General features: G+C 57.5%; 20 protein-coding genes. 4 read left to right on the forward strand and 16 right to left on the reverse strand.

Annotated features, from left to right (window positions below):
- Nucleotides 1-156: 156 nt before the first annotated feature.
- On the forward strand, nt 157-831 hold the full coding sequence (locus JNB88_RS13210; RefSeq protein ID WP_220355838.1) for a type 1 glutamine amidotransferase domain-containing protein: 675 nt from the start codon (nt 157-159) through the stop codon (nt 829-831).
- 441 nt (nt 832-1,272) lie between these two features.
- On the opposite strand, the gene JNB88_RS34785 is transcribed toward JNB88_RS13210, so the two are convergent.
- Nucleotides 1,273-4,011 (reverse strand): winged helix-turn-helix domain-containing protein, encoded by a 2,739-nt coding sequence (locus tag JNB88_RS34785; RefSeq protein ID WP_223217205.1) that lies wholly within the window; start codon nt 4,009-4,011, stop codon nt 1,273-1,275.
- Between JNB88_RS34785 and JNB88_RS33575 the strand changes: the two genes are divergently transcribed.
- Nucleotides 3,907-4,236, forward strand: a complete 330-nt coding sequence (locus JNB88_RS33575) for a hypothetical protein (RefSeq protein ID WP_223217216.1) — start codon at nt 3,907-3,909, stop codon at nt 4,234-4,236. The two genes, JNB88_RS34785 and JNB88_RS33575, sit on opposite strands and share 105 nt — an antisense overlap.
- A 457-nt stretch (nt 4,237-4,693) precedes the next feature.
- Complete coding sequence (locus JNB88_RS13220; protein WP_081931133.1) at nt 4,694-4,999, forward strand: UBP-type zinc finger domain-containing protein; 306 nt, start codon at nt 4,694-4,696, stop codon at nt 4,997-4,999.
- 209 nt (nt 5,000-5,208) lie between these two features.
- Here the strand turns inward: JNB88_RS13220 and JNB88_RS13225 are convergent, their stop codons facing one another.
- The 10 genes from JNB88_RS13225 to JNB88_RS13270 form a co-directional block, all read right to left on the reverse strand.
- Entirely contained in the window at nt 5,209-6,240 is a 1,032-nt protein-coding gene (locus JNB88_RS13225) for an L-idonate 5-dehydrogenase (RefSeq protein ID WP_220355840.1), read from the reverse strand.
- 9 nt (nt 6,241-6,249) lie between these two features.
- Nucleotides 6,250-7,197, reverse strand: a complete 948-nt coding sequence (locus tag JNB88_RS13230) for a 2-hydroxyacid dehydrogenase (protein WP_220355841.1) — start codon at nt 7,195-7,197, stop codon at nt 6,250-6,252.
- 11 nt (nt 7,198-7,208) lie between these two features.
- Entirely contained in the window at nt 7,209-7,775 is a 567-nt protein-coding gene (locus JNB88_RS13235) for a gluconokinase (RefSeq protein ID WP_220355842.1), read from the reverse strand.
- Entirely contained in the window at nt 7,744-8,511 is a 768-nt protein-coding gene (locus JNB88_RS13240) for an SDR family oxidoreductase (protein ID WP_037136563.1), read from the reverse strand. Before JNB88_RS13240 ends, JNB88_RS13235 begins: the two co-directional genes overlap by 32 nt.
- A gap of 28 nt (nt 8,512-8,539) precedes the next feature.
- On the reverse strand, nt 8,540-9,214 hold the full coding sequence (locus tag JNB88_RS13245) for a 4-carboxy-4-hydroxy-2-oxoadipate aldolase/oxaloacetate decarboxylase (protein ID WP_037136564.1): 675 nt from the start codon (nt 9,212-9,214) through the stop codon (nt 8,540-8,542).
- A gap of 226 nt (nt 9,215-9,440) precedes the next feature.
- Nucleotides 9,441-10,199, reverse strand: coding sequence for an amino acid ABC transporter ATP-binding protein (locus tag JNB88_RS13250; RefSeq protein WP_222858017.1), 759 nt, complete (start codon nt 10,197-10,199; stop codon nt 9,441-9,443).
- Nucleotides 10,200-10,211: 12 nt separating this feature from the next.
- The gene (locus JNB88_RS13255) at nt 10,212-10,943 is read right to left on the reverse strand and encodes an amino acid ABC transporter ATP-binding protein (RefSeq protein ID WP_220355843.1); all 732 of its coding nucleotides are present in this window, start codon (nt 10,941-10,943) and stop codon (nt 10,212-10,214) included.
- Nucleotides 10,940-11,650, reverse strand: a complete 711-nt coding sequence (locus tag JNB88_RS13260) for an amino acid ABC transporter permease (protein ID WP_220355844.1) — start codon at nt 11,648-11,650, stop codon at nt 10,940-10,942. The genes JNB88_RS13255 and JNB88_RS13260 overlap by 4 nt, the downstream gene beginning before the upstream one ends.
- Nucleotides 11,650-12,348, reverse strand: coding sequence for an amino acid ABC transporter permease (locus JNB88_RS13265; RefSeq protein ID WP_220355845.1), 699 nt, complete (start codon nt 12,346-12,348; stop codon nt 11,650-11,652). The genes JNB88_RS13260 and JNB88_RS13265 overlap by 1 nt, the downstream gene beginning before the upstream one ends.
- A gap of 20 nt (nt 12,349-12,368) precedes the next feature.
- On the reverse strand, nt 12,369-13,205 hold the full coding sequence (locus JNB88_RS13270) for a transporter substrate-binding domain-containing protein (RefSeq protein ID WP_220355846.1): 837 nt from the start codon (nt 13,203-13,205) through the stop codon (nt 12,369-12,371).
- Nucleotides 13,206-13,327: 122 nt separating this feature from the next.
- Here JNB88_RS13270 and JNB88_RS13275 point away from each other — a divergent pair, with 122 nt between their 5' ends.
- Entirely contained in the window at nt 13,328-14,257 is a 930-nt protein-coding gene (locus JNB88_RS13275; protein ID WP_220355847.1) for a LysR family transcriptional regulator, read from the forward strand.
- A 117-nt stretch (nt 14,258-14,374) separates the two neighbouring features.
- Here JNB88_RS13275 and JNB88_RS13280 read toward each other — a convergent pair whose 3' ends face one another.
- The 5 genes from JNB88_RS13280 to JNB88_RS13300 are packed head-to-tail and all read right to left on the reverse strand — an operon-like array spanning nt 14,375 to nt 18,243.
- Nucleotides 14,375-15,208, reverse strand: coding sequence for an ABC transporter substrate-binding protein (locus tag JNB88_RS13280; RefSeq protein WP_220355848.1), 834 nt, complete (start codon nt 15,206-15,208; stop codon nt 14,375-14,377).
- A gap of 32 nt (nt 15,209-15,240) precedes the next feature.
- A complete protein-coding gene (locus JNB88_RS13285; RefSeq protein ID WP_220355849.1) occupies nt 15,241-16,008 on the reverse strand; it encodes an amino acid ABC transporter ATP-binding protein in 768 nt (255 codons plus the stop codon).
- On the reverse strand, nt 16,005-16,763 hold the full coding sequence (locus tag JNB88_RS13290; protein WP_220355850.1) for an amino acid ABC transporter permease: 759 nt from the start codon (nt 16,761-16,763) through the stop codon (nt 16,005-16,007). The genes JNB88_RS13285 and JNB88_RS13290 overlap by 4 nt, the downstream gene beginning before the upstream one ends.
- On the reverse strand, nt 16,760-17,467 hold the full coding sequence (locus JNB88_RS13295) for an amino acid ABC transporter permease (RefSeq protein ID WP_220355851.1): 708 nt from the start codon (nt 17,465-17,467) through the stop codon (nt 16,760-16,762). The genes JNB88_RS13290 and JNB88_RS13295 overlap by 4 nt, the downstream gene beginning before the upstream one ends.
- Nucleotides 17,464-18,243, reverse strand: a complete 780-nt coding sequence (locus JNB88_RS13300) for an SDR family oxidoreductase (RefSeq protein ID WP_220355852.1) — start codon at nt 18,241-18,243, stop codon at nt 17,464-17,466. The genes JNB88_RS13295 and JNB88_RS13300 overlap by 4 nt, the downstream gene beginning before the upstream one ends.
- Nucleotides 18,244-18,328 lie beyond the last annotated feature (85 nt).

Consider the following 18,328-nt stretch of genomic DNA (forward strand, 5'->3'; position numbering starts at 1 on the left):
GATGGCACAGCTAATTCTCAATTTCCTGGATCGCAATGCCGAGAAACCCTGGTCGCGGGGCACCATCGGTCCATCTGGTCGCCCCACCGACGGCAAGCATTGAGACGGCGTGCGTCGCCGTCGCTTCAGATCCTCGTTAAACCCAAGGAGAAGGAAATGACGCAACACGTTCTGTTCATCGTGACCAATGCCGCCGTGATAGGGCCGCACAACCGGAAGACCGGTTTCTTCTTCGGAGAGGTCGCTCATCCCTTTGACGTCCTCGACAAGGCAGGCATTGCGGTTGAGTTTGCTTCACTCGCAGGCGGGTGGACACCCTATGATGCTTATGATGAGAAAGATCCGGCCCAGAAGAGCTTTTTTGAGAGCAAGGCCTTTCGCCGGCTGAATCGCAGCCGCAAGCTATCCGAGGTGGACGCGGCGGATTACGACGCTATTCTGATGCCGGGTGGCCTAGGCCCAATGGTCGATATCGCACGCAATGCAGAGGTTCAGAAGGCGGTCGTGCGCGCCTGGACAACAGGCAAGTTCGTCACTGCTGTTTGCCATGGCCCCTGCTCCTTGCTCGGCGTGGACCTCGGAGATGGAACGCCATTTGTGCGTGGCAAGAAGCTGACGGCTTTCTCAAGGAAGGAGGAGTACGACTACGCCCGCGAGGACGTACCGTACGAACTTGAGGATGCGTTGCGCGCCGAAGGTGCCGAGTACTCGTCTGCAGGCAATTGGGAACCTCATGTCGTCGTTGATGGCCGCCTCATCACCGGTCAGAATCCTGCCTCGGCGGGACCGCTGGCGAAGGAATTGCTTGCGGCTTTCAGGAAGCAGGCGTGAAGCTCTGAAACGCTCGACTGCGTCGCAACGATGGACACAGTCAATGCTGAGCATGTCCGTCTCGGTCATCGGCATCGTCGCGAGCCGAACAATTTAGGCACTTGGAGTTCTCAGCTTTGACAAACTACGGAACGGCAGCTTCCTGTCGCACAATCATCGCCCGGGGTATCCATCCAGGGCGATGGCGTCCATGTAGCTGCGCCATCACAATTTCACGCGACACGCTGCGGGATGCTTATCGCTCAAACGTCTGAGGTTGATCCTATTTCAGCGCTCTGGTATCGGTGCGCCTGAGAAGGTCCGTGCCTTGAGCACCAGGGATCTTCGTCCCGAGGGCCGGTGCGACGAACGGGCGGGCCTGCGACAATCGATTGGTGACGAAGTTCCAAATCGACGGCGCGTCCCTCAGGCCTGAACTTCAGATTTAACTCGATAACGCTGTTACTTTTTCCCGGCGCGCACTGCATCTGCCAGCACTCTGGTCGCCGCGAGGTAGTCCTTTGTAGTGAATCCTTCGCTCAACTGATCCATCACAGGTCGAAGCATCGCGGACGCATCGGCGAAACGCCCGGTTTGGTTAAACTGATTTGCTAGATCCGTAGCGATGCGCAGTTGATGCGACCGCGCGCCCCGGGTCCGAGCATCCTCCAACGCCATGATATAAAGCTGTTCAGCCTCGGCGACCCTATTTGTTTGCTGCATAAATTTGGCTCTGACCCGCCGAAGCTCTGCTCGGCACCATCCCTCACTCTGCTGCTTCTCGTATTTTTCAGCCAGGTCCAGTGCATCGCTCGCCAGGTCAAACTTGCCTTTGCGGATGTAGATTTCGGCCAGGATACCAATCAAACCCGGAAGCCGCAGAACGAAACGGCTGTCGACAAAGTCGTCGATCGCGATCCGCATCCGCACCTCGGCACTATCGTCGCCCCGAAGATCGTCGAGCGCGGCAGCAAAGAAGCTTTGAACTGGAAACCATACACCGATGTTCTCCATTTCGAGGATTGAGCGTAGCTTTGCCACGTTCGTTTCCAGGGCTGCAAGGTCCCCGCGAAAATACGACACGGGGCAAACCGCCTGAGCCAGAACATTTGACTGAGACATGAAGTACCCTTCGCGTTCGGCCTGGCCAAGGGTCCCCAATGCAAGCTCAGCCGCGTAGTCGACTCGTCCGGCGATCCAAGCGAAGAATGGAATGTGGCCGGTGATCCCCGCCGTTCGATCAGCGAGCAGGCCGCCTTTTCGTGGTCCGTGGCTAACGCGGACATGTGCATCTGCGAGGCTTTCAAGATCGCTGATACTTTGGAGAATGTCGCCCGCATGGCCTTTTGCCCAGGCCAGTGCACTCCCATACTCGGGATCGAACTCATGATAGTGATGGCTGTCCGCGAGAGTTCGAAATTCATTTAGCAGGACAATTGCCTGATCGATATTTCCGGTATCCATCGAAAAGTAGGCTGCTCCGACAAGCGCCTGAAGCTGATAATCGATCGATCCCGCTTGACGGGCAAACTCAAATGCAGACAACCATGCCTGCCCCATGTCGGGTGTATAGGGCCTCCCGAACATCATGCTCCACGAACGGGCAAGAGAAAGCTTCGCTTTGAGCAATGGCGCGCATTCTGTCGTCTGCGAAACGACCAAGGCAGCCTCTACTCTGGTTCTGGCCTCTGCGACCAGTGACGACTCAAACCATAGTGGAAGGGTTGCAGCTGTTAGCTGAATTCCAAGAAGGGCGTCCCCATCTTCGCCGAATGCCCATAGGAAAGCGCTTCGCAAGTCAGCGAGGCGGGTGAGGTAACTTTGGGTCCAGTCAGCCCTTTCCCGCCAGCCCCATTCACTGCCCGATTGCTCGAAGATACGGAGCATGCGCTCGGCGTGCGCTTGCCGGCACCGCTTGTCCAGCTGTTGTTCTTTGAGGCGTCTGGCTCCATAGCGACGCGTGCTGTCCAACACTCTGTATCGCAGGCCAGCGCCGTTAACTTGCGCGGTGATTAGTGACTTTCCGACCAGCGCACCGAGGGCGGCAATAACATCCACGGTGGTAAGACCGAGCGAGGCAGCGACAGCTACGCCGTCTTCGAGTTCGAAACTGTCGGCGAAAACAGACGAGATACAGAATACCGTTGCCTCTGTGTTCGACAAGAGACTGAAGCTCCAGTCGATGGTAGCGAGTAGCGTCTCGTGCCTATCGGGCAAGTCGGACCCTGCGTGGCGATGGCGAAAGTCCAGGAATTCGTCGAGCATCGCGAGCAGGTCTGTCGCACTTGTCTGCTCCAGGTTTGCCGCGGCTAGCTCAAGCGCAAGGGGAAGGCCTTCAAGCGCCCGGCAGATGCCAGCGACTGTTTCGCAATCATTGTCGCTCAGTTGATACCCGTTCCACTCGGCTGCTCGATGCACAAATAGCTCGACTGCCGGAAAGCGCAAAATGCTCTCTGCCGTAGAGGCAGCGTCGTCGTCCGGGACCGCAAGGTTGTTCAGCAAATAGACGTGCTCGGTTGGCACGCGCACGGGCTCGCGGCTCGTTACCAAAAGCTTGCATCGGCTTTGCTTTGTACGGAGCTTTGAGACAAAGATGGAAACTGCCGAGAGTATATGCTCGCAATTGTCCAGTAGTAGAAGCAGCTGACGTTGTCTCAAGAAGTCAGTGACCGCTGTCAGCGGATCGCCCAATTCGCCGCGCAGACCAAGGGCGGCGGCCAATGCGGAAGGCAGTATGGAAGGATCGTCAACCTTCGACAAATCCACATAGCAAATGCCCGCCGACCGCTCTTGGGCAAAAAGATATGCGGCCGCCACGGCGACGGTTGTCTTGCCGACACCCCCGGCTCCGGCGACCGTTACGAGGGGGTCTTTGCCAAAAAGAAGGTCCAGTAGGTGCTGGATCTCCATCTCTCTACCAACGACCTCACGTTGGGGAGGTAACGTGCTTGACACCGAATACTCTACGGAAATCGCAAAGTCGTCTTCGTCCGCGAACCCGATCTCGACGCGTGCGACAAAGCGATACCCCCGCCCTGCTATCGTCGCGATATATTCGGGCTGCTTTTGAGTGTCGCCAAGCGAGCGCCGCAGACTATGCAAATTGACCTTGAGATTGCTCTCATGCACGAAGACGCCGGGCCATGCGGCGGCAGTGAGGTCCTCCTTGCCCACAATCTCCCCATTTCGGCGTACAAGCAGATGAAGAAGTTCGAAAGCTCTGCCGCCAAGCTTTACGGCTATACCGTCTCGTACCAGAAGTTGGCGATCAGGATGAAGGCGGAAGGGTCCGAACGAATAGACGAGACTGTTCTTCCGACTATCTGGAATTTGGTCCATTGGGGAGCGCTTCGTAACCATTCAACAGTGGCGACCGAAGCAATTTGGCATGATTTACAGCAACTTGGCAAATCACCCAAGGTTTGAGTGCGCGACATTTATCCCTGTGGTTGAGTCTGGCTAATCGCTTAAGCGTCTAACGGCTCCAGGTAATATATCTGTGGTTGACCTGAAGGAGCATCCGCAGCTGATACTTCCCGCCACGTTCCCTAGCCAAGTGGATAGGTGTTGATATACCTCAGCCCAATTCCGCGGCGCCGCTATTAGAGCTAGTATCTATGGTGTCGCTCAAGTCCTCCCAATAGCGACCAGGACCACGGCGGTAGCCTCCCCCTCAGCTACGGTCGGGAAAATGGTCCTCGAGAGCCGCCCCTTGTCCGCCCGGGGGCGGCTCCTCCGCGTTGAGATGCAGTCTGTGCACTACCGTCGAATCCCAATGCTGGCAATTGGGCGCGTTCTTGCATCGACCATCCCTATACCGGAGTACAATTGCCACGTTCCGATTGCCGCGATAGTTATCGTACGAAAGGAGAGCGGGGCATCAATGGTAATATCATGTGACCATGTTCGATTGGCTCGAAGCGTCAAACCGCTTACCGCTGGATGCGAAGAGTGCCTGGCTGAGGGTGAAATCTGGTTTCACCTGCGGCTCTGCAGGGAGTGCGGTCATGTCGGCTGTTGCGACCAGTCTGCAGGCAAACACGCCACAAAGCATTTCGAGGAGACCGGACACCCGATCATCGAAGGCTACGATCCTCCTGAAGGATGGGGCTGGTGTTTCCTCGACCAAGACTTTGTCGAGTTGCCCAATCAGACCCCGCAAGAGGGCAAGATTCCACGGTACTATTGACGCCCGAGGTTCAGAAGAGCAACCCGATCGAACGCTCCTGCAAAGGCAAGGCCTGCGGTACTGCCGCGGGGCAAACCCGGCCGGGCCGTTGCTATGGACGATGCCGAAGCCTGGAGTGGGCGGCGTCCGACAGCTCAAGCCGCCCACGGACATGATCACATCGATGATGTCGCCTTTGCTTTGACCATCAGACTCTGCAGGGGCTCGGGTCAGAACGCCAGTTGCACCTTCATCGACTTACTACGATCGCCAGCGGCTTCGAATGCCTGGATTGCATCGACCAATGGATAAATCCCGCTAAGCAGAGCTCTAAGATCAACCCGACGAGAGTTGATGAGATCTACGGCAACGCCGAATTCCTCGTGAAAGCGGAATGTGCCCCTTATCTCGATTTCCTTTGCGACCACCATGTTTTGCGGTATCGACACATCGCCGCCCAGCCCGAGCTGCACAAGTGTTGCACGCGGCTTTAAGACCTCAAGGCCGGAGCGCACGGCGCTGCCGTTGCCAGATGCCTCGAAGTGGACGTCGAAGTATCCCTTGTTGGCGGAATAGCTTGAAAGTTCCTCAGGTGCGTTCGCAACGTTGATCGTGCGATCGGCACCCACTTCGCCAGCCTTCTTGAGCACCGCATCCATCACGTCGGTGGCGACGATCTCGCGGGCCCCGTGGGCGCGGGCGGCAATGATCGAAAGTGCACCAATTGGACCACAGCCCGTGACCAGCACGCGCTTGCCAGCCAGCGAGCCGGCGCGATTGACGGCGTGCAATGTCACCGCGAACGGTTCAGCAAAGGCTGCTTCATTAATGGAGATGTCGTCAGCCACCTTGTGGCACTGCCAATCTTCGGCGATCAGCCGTTGTCTGAAAGCACCCTGGATATGTGGCATCGGCATGGCACTGCCGTAGAAGCGCATGTTGACGCATTGGTTCTGCTGCCCTTTGAGGCAATAGTCACAAGCATTGCACGGGCGGCTCGGCGAGACCGCAACGCGGTCGCCGGTCACCAGATGCGATACGCCCTCACCGACCGCCTTGATCGTGCCGGCGACCTCGTGCCCCAGGATCATCGGCTCGCGCACGCGGACCGTGCCAAACCCACCGTGGTTGTAGTAGTGCAGATCCGAACCGCAGATCCCGCCAGCTTCGATGGCGACCTCGACTTGGCCCTTGCCGAGCGTTTCGAGTTCGCGGTCCTCGATGCGCAGGTCCTTGGCGGCGTGGATTACGACAGCTTTCATCTCATCACCTCAAACAACTGGAGTGGGCAGCGGCGCATTTGCGAAGTGTGCTGCCAGATTATCGCGCACAAGCTGACCCATCGCCTTTCGGGTTTCTATCGTACCCGATGCATGGTGCGGCTGCAGCAGCACATTGTCGAGAGAGAGGAACCGAGGATTGAGTTTCGGCTCGCCCTCGAAGACGTCGAGCGCAGCCGAGCCAAGCACACCGTTTTCCAGCGCTTCGAGCAGAGCGTCCTCGTCGATGTTGGACGCACGAGAGATGTTAATCAGCATGCCCTCCGGTCCAAGCGCCGTAATGACGTCACGCGAGACGATGTGGCGTGTGGCTGCAGACGCTGCCAGCGTCACGAAGAGGAAGTCCGAGCGCTCGGCGAGCGCGACTGGATCAGCGATATAGGTCATACCTTCCGCATAAGGTTTTTCCGACACATCGCTATAGGCGATATCCATGTCGAATCCCTTGAGACGCTTGGCAACTTCAAAACCGATACGGCCAAGGCCGAGCACGCCGACCCTGCGACCCCAGACGCGGCGCTTCAATGGGTAGAGGCCTTTTGCGGCCCAGCTTCCATCCTTGACCCAGCGTTCTGCACCGATCATGCCTCTGGATTGGGCGAGCATCATCGCGATGCCTAAATCGGCGACATCATTGGTCAGGACGTCCGGTGTATTGGTGACATGGATGCCCCTTGCGCGGCATGCGGGAAGATCGACCGCATCATACCCCACCCCGTAGACAGAGACGATCTGCACATTTGGCAGCTTCTCGATCATCGCAGCCGACGCACCGAGTTCTCCGCGGGTGGCAACCGCACGGATGCCGGCGGCCCTGTCGCTCAGGAAAGCGTCTTTGTCGGTAGCCTCGTAGAGTTTGTGGACGACGTACTGTTTCTCTAGTTCGACCAGATCCCATTCCGGATAGGGCCCCACGAGGAGAATCTCGGGTTTCGACATGGTTTCCTCCACTACTTTTTGGATGGTTCAGATTGCCGGTTGGACAAGGAGGCGAGCGATGCCATCGCCACCGACACGATGCGCTCGACCGGCTGATCAACCTCGATGGTGACGACGTCACGCTCTCCTACCGGTAGTTCGAGGGTCGCCAGCTGACTATCGAGCAAGGAGAGCGGCATGTAGTGAGCCTTGCGATTGCTCATCCTGGCTGCAAGCGTCGAGCGATCCCCCTGCAGGAAAACGAACTTGATCGGGCCGCCTGCCCGGCGCCGCAGCAGATCTCGATACGACCGCTTCAACGCCGAGCAGGAAATCACTGTGTCCGCTGCCGATGCGAGTTCCTCACCGAGCAATTCGAGCCAGGGCCAGCGGTCGTCGTCGCTTAGGGCAACGCCTGCCGTCATCTTTTCGACGTTGACGGCTGGATGCCTGCTGTCGCCCTCGACAAATCGGTATCCGAGTTGAGAGGCGAGCATCTTGCCAACCGATGTCTTGCCGCACCCCGAGACGCCCATCACGACGATAGGGCCAAGGTGCAGACCTGAACTAGAGGCAGGTTGTGATGCCACCGTCGACATAGAGCGTGTGTCCGTTCACAAAGGAGGAAGCCTTGCCGGCGAGAAAGACGGCAGCGCCGACCAGTTCGTCGACATCTCCCCAACGGGCGGCCGGCGTGCGCTTCTCCAACCAGGACGAAAACTCCGTGCTGTCGACGAGCGCCTGATTGAGTGGGGTCTTGAAGTAACCAGGGGCGATCGCGTTGATCTGAAGTCCGTACTTTGCCCAGTCGGCGCACATCCCTCGTGTCAGGTTCTTTACCGCACCCTTCGTCGCCGTATAGGGGGCAATGCCTGGACGAGCGAGTTCACTCTGCACGGACGCAATATTGATGATCTTGCCGGAACCGCGCTTGATCATGTGACGGGCGACAGCCTGTCCCACATAGAAGACGCTGGAAATGTTGGTCTTCAGCAGTTGCTCCCAGCGCTCTGCGGGGAAGTCCTCAAGCGGCGTGCGGAACTGCATACCAGCATTGTTGATCAGAATGTCGATGGCGCCGACATCGTCTTCGATCTTGCCAACGCCTCTCTCGACGGCCTGAGCATCGGTGACGTCGAAGTCGGCGGTGGCGACCGAATGGCCAGCCGCGATAAACTCACGGGCGGCGGCGGCAAGCTTTCCGGCATCTCTACCGTTCAGGACGACGCTTGCGCCGTGCTCAGCAAGGCCCTTGGCCAACGCAAGACCGATGCCCTGTGAGGAGCCGGTCACAAGTGCCCGGCGACCGGAAAGATCAAAGAGAGGATAAGTCATTCTGTACTCCAACCGTCGACGAACGGCGTCAGCCTTCAACGAGAAGGCCTTTTGCCTTCAACACGCCTTCGAGGTTAGACACTTCCACGACAGATTTTCCAGCCTTATACGCAGCGATATAGCCTGCCTCGGCATCTTCTCGTGCCTGAGCGAGCTTGGCGACCTCGGCTGCTTCGCCTTTCCGGACGACGACAAGCCCATCGGCATCGCCAACGATGATGTCACCCGGGTTGATGATTTCGTCTCCGACGGTGATAGGCTCGTTTGTAATCCCAACGGTTTCCTTCACCGTGCCCTTGATGCAGACACTGAGCGAGAACACCGGAAAGCCAAGCTCGCGCAACTGAAGGGTGTCACGAACGCCAGTATCGGTCACGAGACCACCAATGCCTTTTGCGAGGCACGCGTTGGCAAGCACATCGCCGAAGGAGCCGGCCTCTTCGTATTCACCGGCCGACACGACGATGATGTCGCCAGGCTGAGCATAGTTTATCGCCACCTGCAGCATGATATTGTCGCGTGGCGCACACTTGACGGTGAACGCAGGACCACAGAGCTTCATTGTGTAGTCGACTGGCTTGATGCGCGAAGAAAGCGCGCCCTTGCGACCCTGTGCCTCATGGAGCGTTGCCGGGGAAAACTTCGAAATCGCCGCGACATCTTCTTTCGATGGACGGTCTATCTTCTGATTGAGCTTGATCATCTGTTTCCTCCTTGGCGCAGCGTATATGGGCTGGCTCCTTAATGATCGCGTCATACCAGCGGGCAGAGGCATCGCGCAAATATATGTTCTCGATGCCAGCTATAACTTCAATGTATGGACAACCGGGCCTGACATAAGAGCCACTCGGGACAGCGCACCTCGGGGTGCCCATGCATCGTTGGTCGAGGATGTGCGGTGAGTAGGAACAAGGTTCGCTGATGGCGGCCTAGTGCAGGAGCTGGCTGAGAAATAGCCTTGTGCGCTCGTGCTGCGGATTGTCGAAGAACGCAGTTGGCGAGTTCTGTTCGACGATCTGCCCCTGATCCATGAAGATGACACGGTTGGCGACCTGGCGGGCAAAGCCCATTTCGTGAGTGACGCACAGCATCGTCATCCCCTCTTCCGCCAGACCGACCATGGTGTCGAGCACTTCCTTGACCATCTCGGGGTCGAGTGCCGATGTCGGTTCGTCGAACAGCATGATCTTTGGGCGCATGCAGAGCGCGCGTGCAATGGCAACGCGCTGCTGCTGACCACCCGATAGCTGGCCCGGATACTTCTTTGCCTGCTCGGGGATCTTGACGCGGGCAAGGAAATGCATGGCAACTTCCTCTGCCTGCTTCCTGGGCATCTTGCGCGCCCAGAGGGGCGCCAGCATGCAGTTCTCAAGGATCGTCAGGTGGGGAAAGAGGTTGAAGTGCTGGAACACCATGCCGACTTCGCGGCGGACCTCGCCGATTTTTTTCATGTCGCCGGTGAGTTCATTTCCATCGACGATGATCTGGCCCTTCTGGTGCTCCTCCAGGCGATTGATGCAGCGGATCATCGTCGACTTGCCGGAGCCCGATGGGCCTGCAATCACGATGCGCTCGCCGCGCATAACGGTGAGATTGATATCACGAAGGACGTGAAAATCGCCGTACCACTTCTGAACATTCGAGATCTCCACGATAGCGGAGGCGTCTTTCGTGCGTGCTTGCTCCAAGCGGGAAATCCTTCAATGCGTACGGTTGACAGCGGAAAGGAAAGACCGGACCTCGGATGGTGCATCAGTCGAGAAGAAAGCTGTCGGTTCATCATCAAACCTGAGCTCGCCCTTCTTCAGAAACCAGATTCGGTCAGACACCTCGCGCGCAAACCCCATCTCGTGTGTGACGCACATCATGGTCATCCCGTCCTCGGAAAGCTTCCTCAAAAGTTTGAGCACCTCTCCGACCATCTCTGGATCGAGCGCGCTTGTCGGCTCGTCCAGAATGAGCACCCCGGGATTCAGGATGAGCGATCGAGCTATTGCTACGCGCTGCGACTGGCCGCCGGAAATATCGGCCGGAAGCGATTTCGCTTTCTCGGCAAGCCCGACGCGTGAAAGCATCTCCATCGCCAGTGGTGCGGCGTCCTTGCGCGAGTAGCTGCGAATACGCTGCAGCGGCAGCATCACATTTTCGAGCACCGTCAGGTGTGGGAAGAGGTTGAACTGCTGGAAGACGAAGCCGATCCCGGTCCTGAGCTTGTTGACGTCGACGCCGGTTGCATGGATGTCGCGACCATCGATTGTTATCGTTCCTTCCTGGATCGGCTCCAGCCGATTGACAGTGCGGGCAAGTGTTGACTTGCCGGATCCCGACGGTCCGCAAAGCACGACCGTACTGCCCTTCGCGACAGATGCGGATACTGATGTCAGGACCTTGACCGCGCCGAACCATTTCGAGACCTTGTCGAACTCGATCACGCCAATGCCTCCACGAAAAAACGCCCTGTGCGCTTGTTTGCGATTCGACGCTCCAGCCAGTTCGTTGCCTGAGAAAGGCAGAAGCAGAGGATGAAATATGTCGCGGCCAGGATGCCGAAAATCTGCAGTGGCTTTGTCACTTCGTTGGAGTTGACCTGAAGCATGACGTAGGACAGCTCGGAGACGGCGATAATCGAGCCCAGCGAGCTTTCCTTGATGATTGTCGTCAACTGATTGATGATGCCGGGAATGACATTAAAGAGCGCCTGAGGCAGTATGACCCTGAAAGTTGTCGGGACATAACCGAGCCCGAGCGCCTTTGCGGCTTCGGCCTGGCCCTTTGGCAACCCGTTGATCCCTGCTGCAATGATCTCGCCGAGGTAGGCGGTTTGATAGATAACGATTGCAACGACAAGCGTGACCGTCGCATCGATTGGAAAGCCAATGAGCATTGGCAGTGCGAAGTAGGCCCAAAAGATCAACATCAGAAGCGGAATGGCCCGCACTGAATGCACAAATCCGGTTGCCAGCTTCTGCAACCAGGCTACGCGGCTTGTCCGTGCAAGTGCGATGACAACGCTGCACGGAAATGTCGCAAAGAGGCTGACGAAGGAGATGATCAAGGTGAGGGCGAGCCCACCGAGCTTGCCGTGCGGGTACTCGCCAATCAGAAGCATCAACCCGTATTCGTGGAGGATTTCCAACATCACTTGACCTGCAATTGGAAGCGCTTTTCGAGCACGGATGAGATCCACATGATCGCGAAAGAGATCACCATGTAGATGGCGGTCGTTATCCCGTAGGCTTCAAAAATCCTGAATGACTGCTCTTCGACGTAGCGGGCCTGATAAGAGAGCTCCGCCACTCCGATCGCGGCGCCGAGGCTGGTCGCCTTGAAAAGGATCAGCGTCTGGCCGAGAAGCGCCGGCAGTGCGAGCCTCCAGGCCTGAGGAAGGATAACCCACCGCATGGCACCGAGATATGTCAGGCCGATTGATCTGGCTGCTTCGAACTGAGCGGGGTGGATGGATCTCAGGCCGCTGCGAAAATCCTCCGACATATATGCCGCCTTGTTCAGCGCAAGCGCCACAATGGCGTAGCCAATCTCGGCACCAATGTCGTTTAGGAAGTCATTGACCGAATCCGGCAGAATGACTGCAAATCCGAAGTACCAGACGAAAAGCTGGATCAAGATCGGCACATTTCGATGATACTCGACAAATGCGGCGACCATAAATTCGGTCGGCTTGAATTCGATCGCCCGGACGACTGTCAGGACGATCGCAAGGATTAGTCCGAGGATCCACGAGACAACGAAGAGGATCATCGTTGTCTCCAGACCCTGCAGGATCATGTCCAGATACTGGCCCTGGAGGACCTTGCCGAAGTCGAGTTGGTATCCCATGCAAGTGAGGCCCTGGACGATCAGTTGGTAAACCAGGTTTCCTGCGGTTTGCCGAATTCGAACTTGCGCGTCGCCTTGAGGTCCGAATCCTTGCCGAGCCATTTGTCGTAGAGCTTCTGACCCTCGCCAGACGTTTCGAGCTTGGCGAGAAAATCATTGGCTGCCTTCACAAGCTCAGCCGATCCCTTTTGGAAAGCAAATCCGGATGGCATCGACAGCAGCGGCTCGTCCAGGAACCGTAGTGGCTTGATGCCGTCGCCAGCATTGCGCTCGACTGCCTTGCCCTCGGAATAGCGATAGACCGTTGCCTTCACCTTGCCCTGTTGGAGAGCAAGGAACGAAGCTGCGCTCGTTTCGAAAGACAGGACACGGGCGTCTGGAAGCCGCTTTTCTGTCAACGGAATGAGTACCGAGCCCTTGACCAGACCGATCCGCTGATTTGAGAGGTCGTCAACCTTCTTTATGTCAGATTGATCGAGAACGACGAAATTGAAGTCTTCAGCTATATAGGCGCCGCTGAAGTCGACTTGCTCGGCCCGTTCCTTGCTGTAGCTGAGCAACGACGCCAGAACGTCAACGCGGCCCTGTACGAGTTCGGCCATGCGCGTTTGTGGAGACACCGGCACCAATTGCGCGGTAACGCCTATCGACTGTGCAAACTGACGGCAGATATCGATCTCGTAGCCTGCGGGCTCCCGCGTCTTGGGATCCTGAAATCCGAGGGGCGGCGAATTTGTAAGGACGCCGCAGGTGATCTTGCCAGCCGCCTTGATGTCGTCGAGCTCGCCTGCCGAGACCGTGTGCGTGAACGCCGCAATGCCAATGACCGATGCAGCAATCAGTTTAATCATGTCCATGAAACCCTCCCTGGTGCGCTTCCTCTCGCTGAGAAAATATCTAAGCAGGTTGCGTTATTCACACAAATATATATTGAAGATGACAGATATAACATAATTGTATGGACCCATTGCGAGGGGCTGTGGCACTCGACCTATTGAAGCTTCGCTATTTTTCGAAGATCGCCGAGTTCGGCTCGTTCACCCGCGCCTCGCATGAATTGGGGGTTGCCCAACCGGCCTTGAGCCTTCACATGCGTTCGCTTGAGGAACAGCTTGCGGTTCAGCTTTTAACGCGTACGCCACGCGGTGTGGTCGTGACGGAGGCGGGCAAGATCCTGCTCACCCATACCTTGGCGATCCTGAAAGCGCTCGATCAGGCAGAGGCTGCAACGAAAGAACAAGCCCTTAATCCGACCGGCGATGTATCGCTTGGCGTGCTCGCCTCGATAGCGCCATCCATCGTCGTCCCTCTCATCCAGCTGTGTGAACAGCGCTTCCCCAAGATCCGCCTGACGATCAGTGAAGGTGACAGCCAGACTCTCCGTTTGGCAATAGAGACAAAAACACACGATCTGGCGATCAATCTTGAAGAAGTCGCCAGGCCGACGGCCGTCGCGCTCTTCGACGAGACGTTGTATGCGGTCGCCCCGGCAGGGCATTTTCCCCCTCGTGACACGCCCATCTCCATCGGTGATGCGCTCGATCTCCCGTTGATCCTCCCGACGCGGCGGCACGGCATCCGCATCCTGCTTGAACGTCAGGCGCTGATGCTTGGCAAGGGGATCAACATCGTGCGCGAGATCGAGGGACTTGCCAGTACCAAAGCCGCTATTAGAGCCGGAGTAGGCTTTGCGGTCCTGGGACGTGGCGCCATCTTCGAAGATTATCAACGCGGCATTCTGTCGGCGCTTCCCCTTGCCGGCAAAGGGTTTACGCGCAGACTTGTTCTTGATAGCCCCGTTGACCACCCGGCCACCAAAGCCGTAATCGAGGTTCGCAAGATCTTGCTCGAAGTGGTGGGTCAACAGGGGGAACTGGGGAGCTGGAAGTGCGTCCCACCCGTTGAGTAGCGACGCCCATTTGGCCTCGCGAAGAACGTTTCTCTCATTGTGCAAGGTAATAGGTTCGGCGGGCCAAAGCCCGCCGCATAGGCTGATTGGTTCAGGCTGTATCACCCGAGCCTCTGCTTAGGGGATGACGTCGAACTTAAGTTCGGTGAGGGGAGCAACCTTGTCGGTGCGCGTCATTTTGTATTCGGTGTTCGGCCCAAGCCAGGTGTCCCAGATCTTGTTGATCTCACCGGTGTCATCGAGCTTATGGAGAATTTCGTTGACCTTGGCCGTCAGCGCCGGCTGGTCCTTCTGCATGCCGATCCCGATCGGCTGATAGAGCATCGGCTCCTCGATCATGCGCATCTTCTTGCCGCGCGTTTGCGATTCATTGACGAGCTTGGTGGTCGTCATTGTGTTTGCGACCATGCCGCGTGCCTTACCCTGCTGGACCGCAAGATAGGCCGAACCGGTATCCTGGAAGGTGAGTGGTTCGGACTTGTTGAGTTTGATGGAGAGTTCCGAGGTCGACCCCTTGGTCGAGGCGATCCGCTGACCCTGGTAATCGGCCTTTGCCTTGCCGGCGTCGTCGGCCGGAACGATCAGCATTTCCTTGGCGATGTAGTAGGGATCGCTGTACTGGATCTGCTCGGCGCGGCTCTTCGTGTAGGCGAGGTTTGCGACAGTAATGTCCACTCGTCCGAGCTTAACTTCTGGAACACGGGCTTCGACCGAGATCGGCTTGATCTCGGCCGTTACGCCGAGTTCGCGAGCGATCGCCTTGCAGAGATCGACGTCAAAGCCGACCATTTCACGGGTCTTCAGGTCTGGAGAGGAAAACGGAGGGACATCCGCGTAGGTTGCGCAACGCAGCGTCTTGTTGGACAGAATGGTATCGAGCTGATCAGCCTTTGCCGGGAGCGATGCGGCTCCTACAAGCGCTGCACTTACAATAAGGCATTTCCAGTTCATTTGCTGTTCTCCTTGTTATGAAGTCTTGGCGGTCAGTGCCTCAGATCCGACAGGAAGCGCTGCGCGCGCGGATGGCGGGGGTTCTTGAAAAACTCGTCGGGCGTTCCGGTCTCCAGGATTTCGCCGGCGTCGATGAACCAGATGCGATCAGCCACATCACGGGCAAAGTTCATCTCGTGAGTGACGCAAAGCATCGTCATCCCTTCGGAGGCGAGGTTCTTCATGACACTCAGCACTTCTCCGACCATCTCGGGATCCAGCGCGCTTGTCGGTTCATCAAAGAGCATGACCGGCGGCTCCATTGCCAGCGCACGTGCAATGGCAACTCGTTGTTGCTGGCCGCCGGAAAGCTGTGCGGGATAGGAATTTGCCTTGTCAGCGAGCCCGACCCGATCAAGCAGCGCCAATGCCTTTGCCCGCGCTACTTGCGCTGCCTCTCCCTTCACCTTGATCGGGGACATCGAAACGTTGTCGACCACCGAAAGATGCGGAAACAGATTGAAGCTCTGGAAGACGAAGCCGATCCTGCTGCGCAGCCTGTTCAATTGGCTTGACGGCATCTTGGCATGGATGTTTTGTCCTTCGAACTCGATCGAGCCGCTGCTGATTTCTTCCAGGCGGTTGACGGTTCGGATGAGTGTCGATTTTCCCGAGCCGGACGGGCCGCAGATGACCACGACCTCTCCCCGGCGGACCTCGGCGTCGATGCTCTTGAGCACCTGATAGTCGCCATAGTTCTTGCAGACGCCCGTCAGGCGGATTGCCTGCGCCTCCTGCGATTTTGTTTCAGGCGTGCTCATAGCTGCTCCGTAAGGGTTTTAAGGGGCATTGGGTCGGGTTGAAGCCGGACATTCACGGGTCCGGACCGTCGTCGTGTGATGCGCCTCTCGACGCTGTTGGCGATGAACGTAAGCGTCCAGCAGAGCGCGTAGTAGACAAGGGCAAGCACCAGGAAGACCTGGAATGGCTGCGACAGGAGCTGATTGTTCACCTGGCTGGCGGCGAAGGTCAGATCGGGAACATTGATCACATAACCGAGCGTGGTGTCCTTGATCGTGGATACGTACGTGGAGATCATGCTCGGTATCATGTTGTAGAGGGCCTGCGGGAGGATCACGTAGAGCATGGCTCCCAGGTAGCTGTGACCGAGGGCTCTGGCAGCGTCCATCTGACCCTGCCCAAGCGACACGATACCGGCTCGAACGACCTCGCTGAGGAATGCACCCTCGTAAATGACGAGCGTTACGAGCATGATCCAGAAGCTTGGCACATCGGCACCGGTCCATAAGGGTACCAGGAAGTAGCACCACAGGATCAGCATCAGCAGCGGCACGCCGCGCGTGACATAGACAAGACCGGTCACAGGCCAACGCAGTGCGGCCCATTTTGACAGTCTGGCTAGCGCCAGAAGAATACTGACGGGAAACGCAAGCCCGATGGCGAGTACCGAGAGAAGCAACGTGCTTGCGAGGCCGCCAAGTGGTCCGTTCGGATACTGGCCAATCAGGAGCAGGAGCCAGTAGTCTTTGATGATATTGATGATGTCCTGGATCATCGGCGTCCCCTCCCCGCAAGGTCGGTGCGCATGGAGACCGATGCACCGATGCCCATGATGATCAGGGAAAAGAACAGATAGATCACCGTGCCGACGAGATAGATCTCAAAGGTACGGAAGCTCAAATTGTCGATTTCCTTGACCGCATGCGTCAGCTCGGACGCACCGACGACGATGGCGAGACTGCTGTTCTTGAACAGGGAGACGCTATGGTTGATCAGAGGCGGAAGTGCGTTGCGAATGCCCTGTGGCATGATGACGAACCGCATGGCTGACACATAGCCGTGCCCGAGCGCCTTGGCCGCTTCCATCTGCCCGGGGCTGACCGAACGCAGACCTGATCGCAGGTCCTCGCTGAAGTAGGCGGCCTGGCAAAGGCCGAGCCCGATCACAGCAAATATTGCCTCGGCGTTGTGGTTGGCCAGCCAGTCCGTCAGGCCCTGCGGCATCAGGGTGTAGATCCCGAAGTACCAGAGCATGAGCTGCACAAGGGTCGGGACGTTCCGATGATAGGAGACATATCCCTTGACGACCGGCTCGGCAAAGCGAAGCGGTGAAATCCTGATACCCAGCAAGAGGATTGCGAGCGACATCGCCAGTATCCACGAGCCGGCGTAGATGATGAAGGTCATCTCGACGCCGTGCACAAGCATTGCCCGGTACTCGGGATTTGCGAGTATTGCCGAGAGATCAAATCCGCTCACGGTTTTGTCCTCTCGGCGGAGCGCTCGCTGCCTGGAGCTTGCGGCTTTGCCGTCTGAAGGCCACCCATCACTTGAAGTGTCGGCGTGATCTCCATGTGCCCGATGTTGACGGCGACCGGTGCGGCGACGGCAAATGCGATCGCATCAGCGATATCGCAAGCCTGCGGCAGCTCAAAGCCATCAATGAACCGCTCCCGCACGCTGGGGTCGTTGCCATGGACGTGGTTGAAGATGTCCGTAGCAACGCGGCCGGGGCACACTTCAGTCACTCGAACACGTTTGCCGAATGCATCGATGCGGAGCTGGTTGGATAGCATCGCAACACCGGCCTTCACGGCGTGATAGGTTGAGTTTCCGCCAAAGTTGTAATTGCCTGCGATGGAGGAGATGTTGATCACGTGCCCACGATCACGGGCCACCATTCCTGGGACGATCAGCCGGCAAATATGGAGCACTGCGCGCAGGTTTACATCGACCAGTAGATCGATGTCGCCCTCGTCCGCCTCCAGGAATTTCTTCGGACGGTCAACGCCGGCATTGTTGACCAGGATATCGAATTCATACTGGCCCGCCAGATCAGCGATTGCCTGGCGGTCGGTGACGTCAATTGCATGAGCGATGCAGCCGGTGCGAGCGGCAAGTTCCTCCAAAGCGCCTGCACTGCGAGCAATCGCGTGAACTTCAATGTTCTCGCGACTGAACCGCTCAACGATGGCCGCACCAATGCCGGACGATGCGCCTGTGACCAAAGCTGTCTTGTAATCGGAGAAAGGCATATCAGTTCCCTTGTTGTTACCTGGACCTTAGCGAAGCGCGTGGCGCTTGCCTAAGACCGATTATTTCTGGAGTAATAAGCAAGTC

The organism is Rhizobium cauense (assembly GCF_019511525.1).
Taxonomy (GTDB): Bacteria; Pseudomonadota; Alphaproteobacteria; order Rhizobiales; family Rhizobiaceae; genus Rhizobium; species Rhizobium cauense.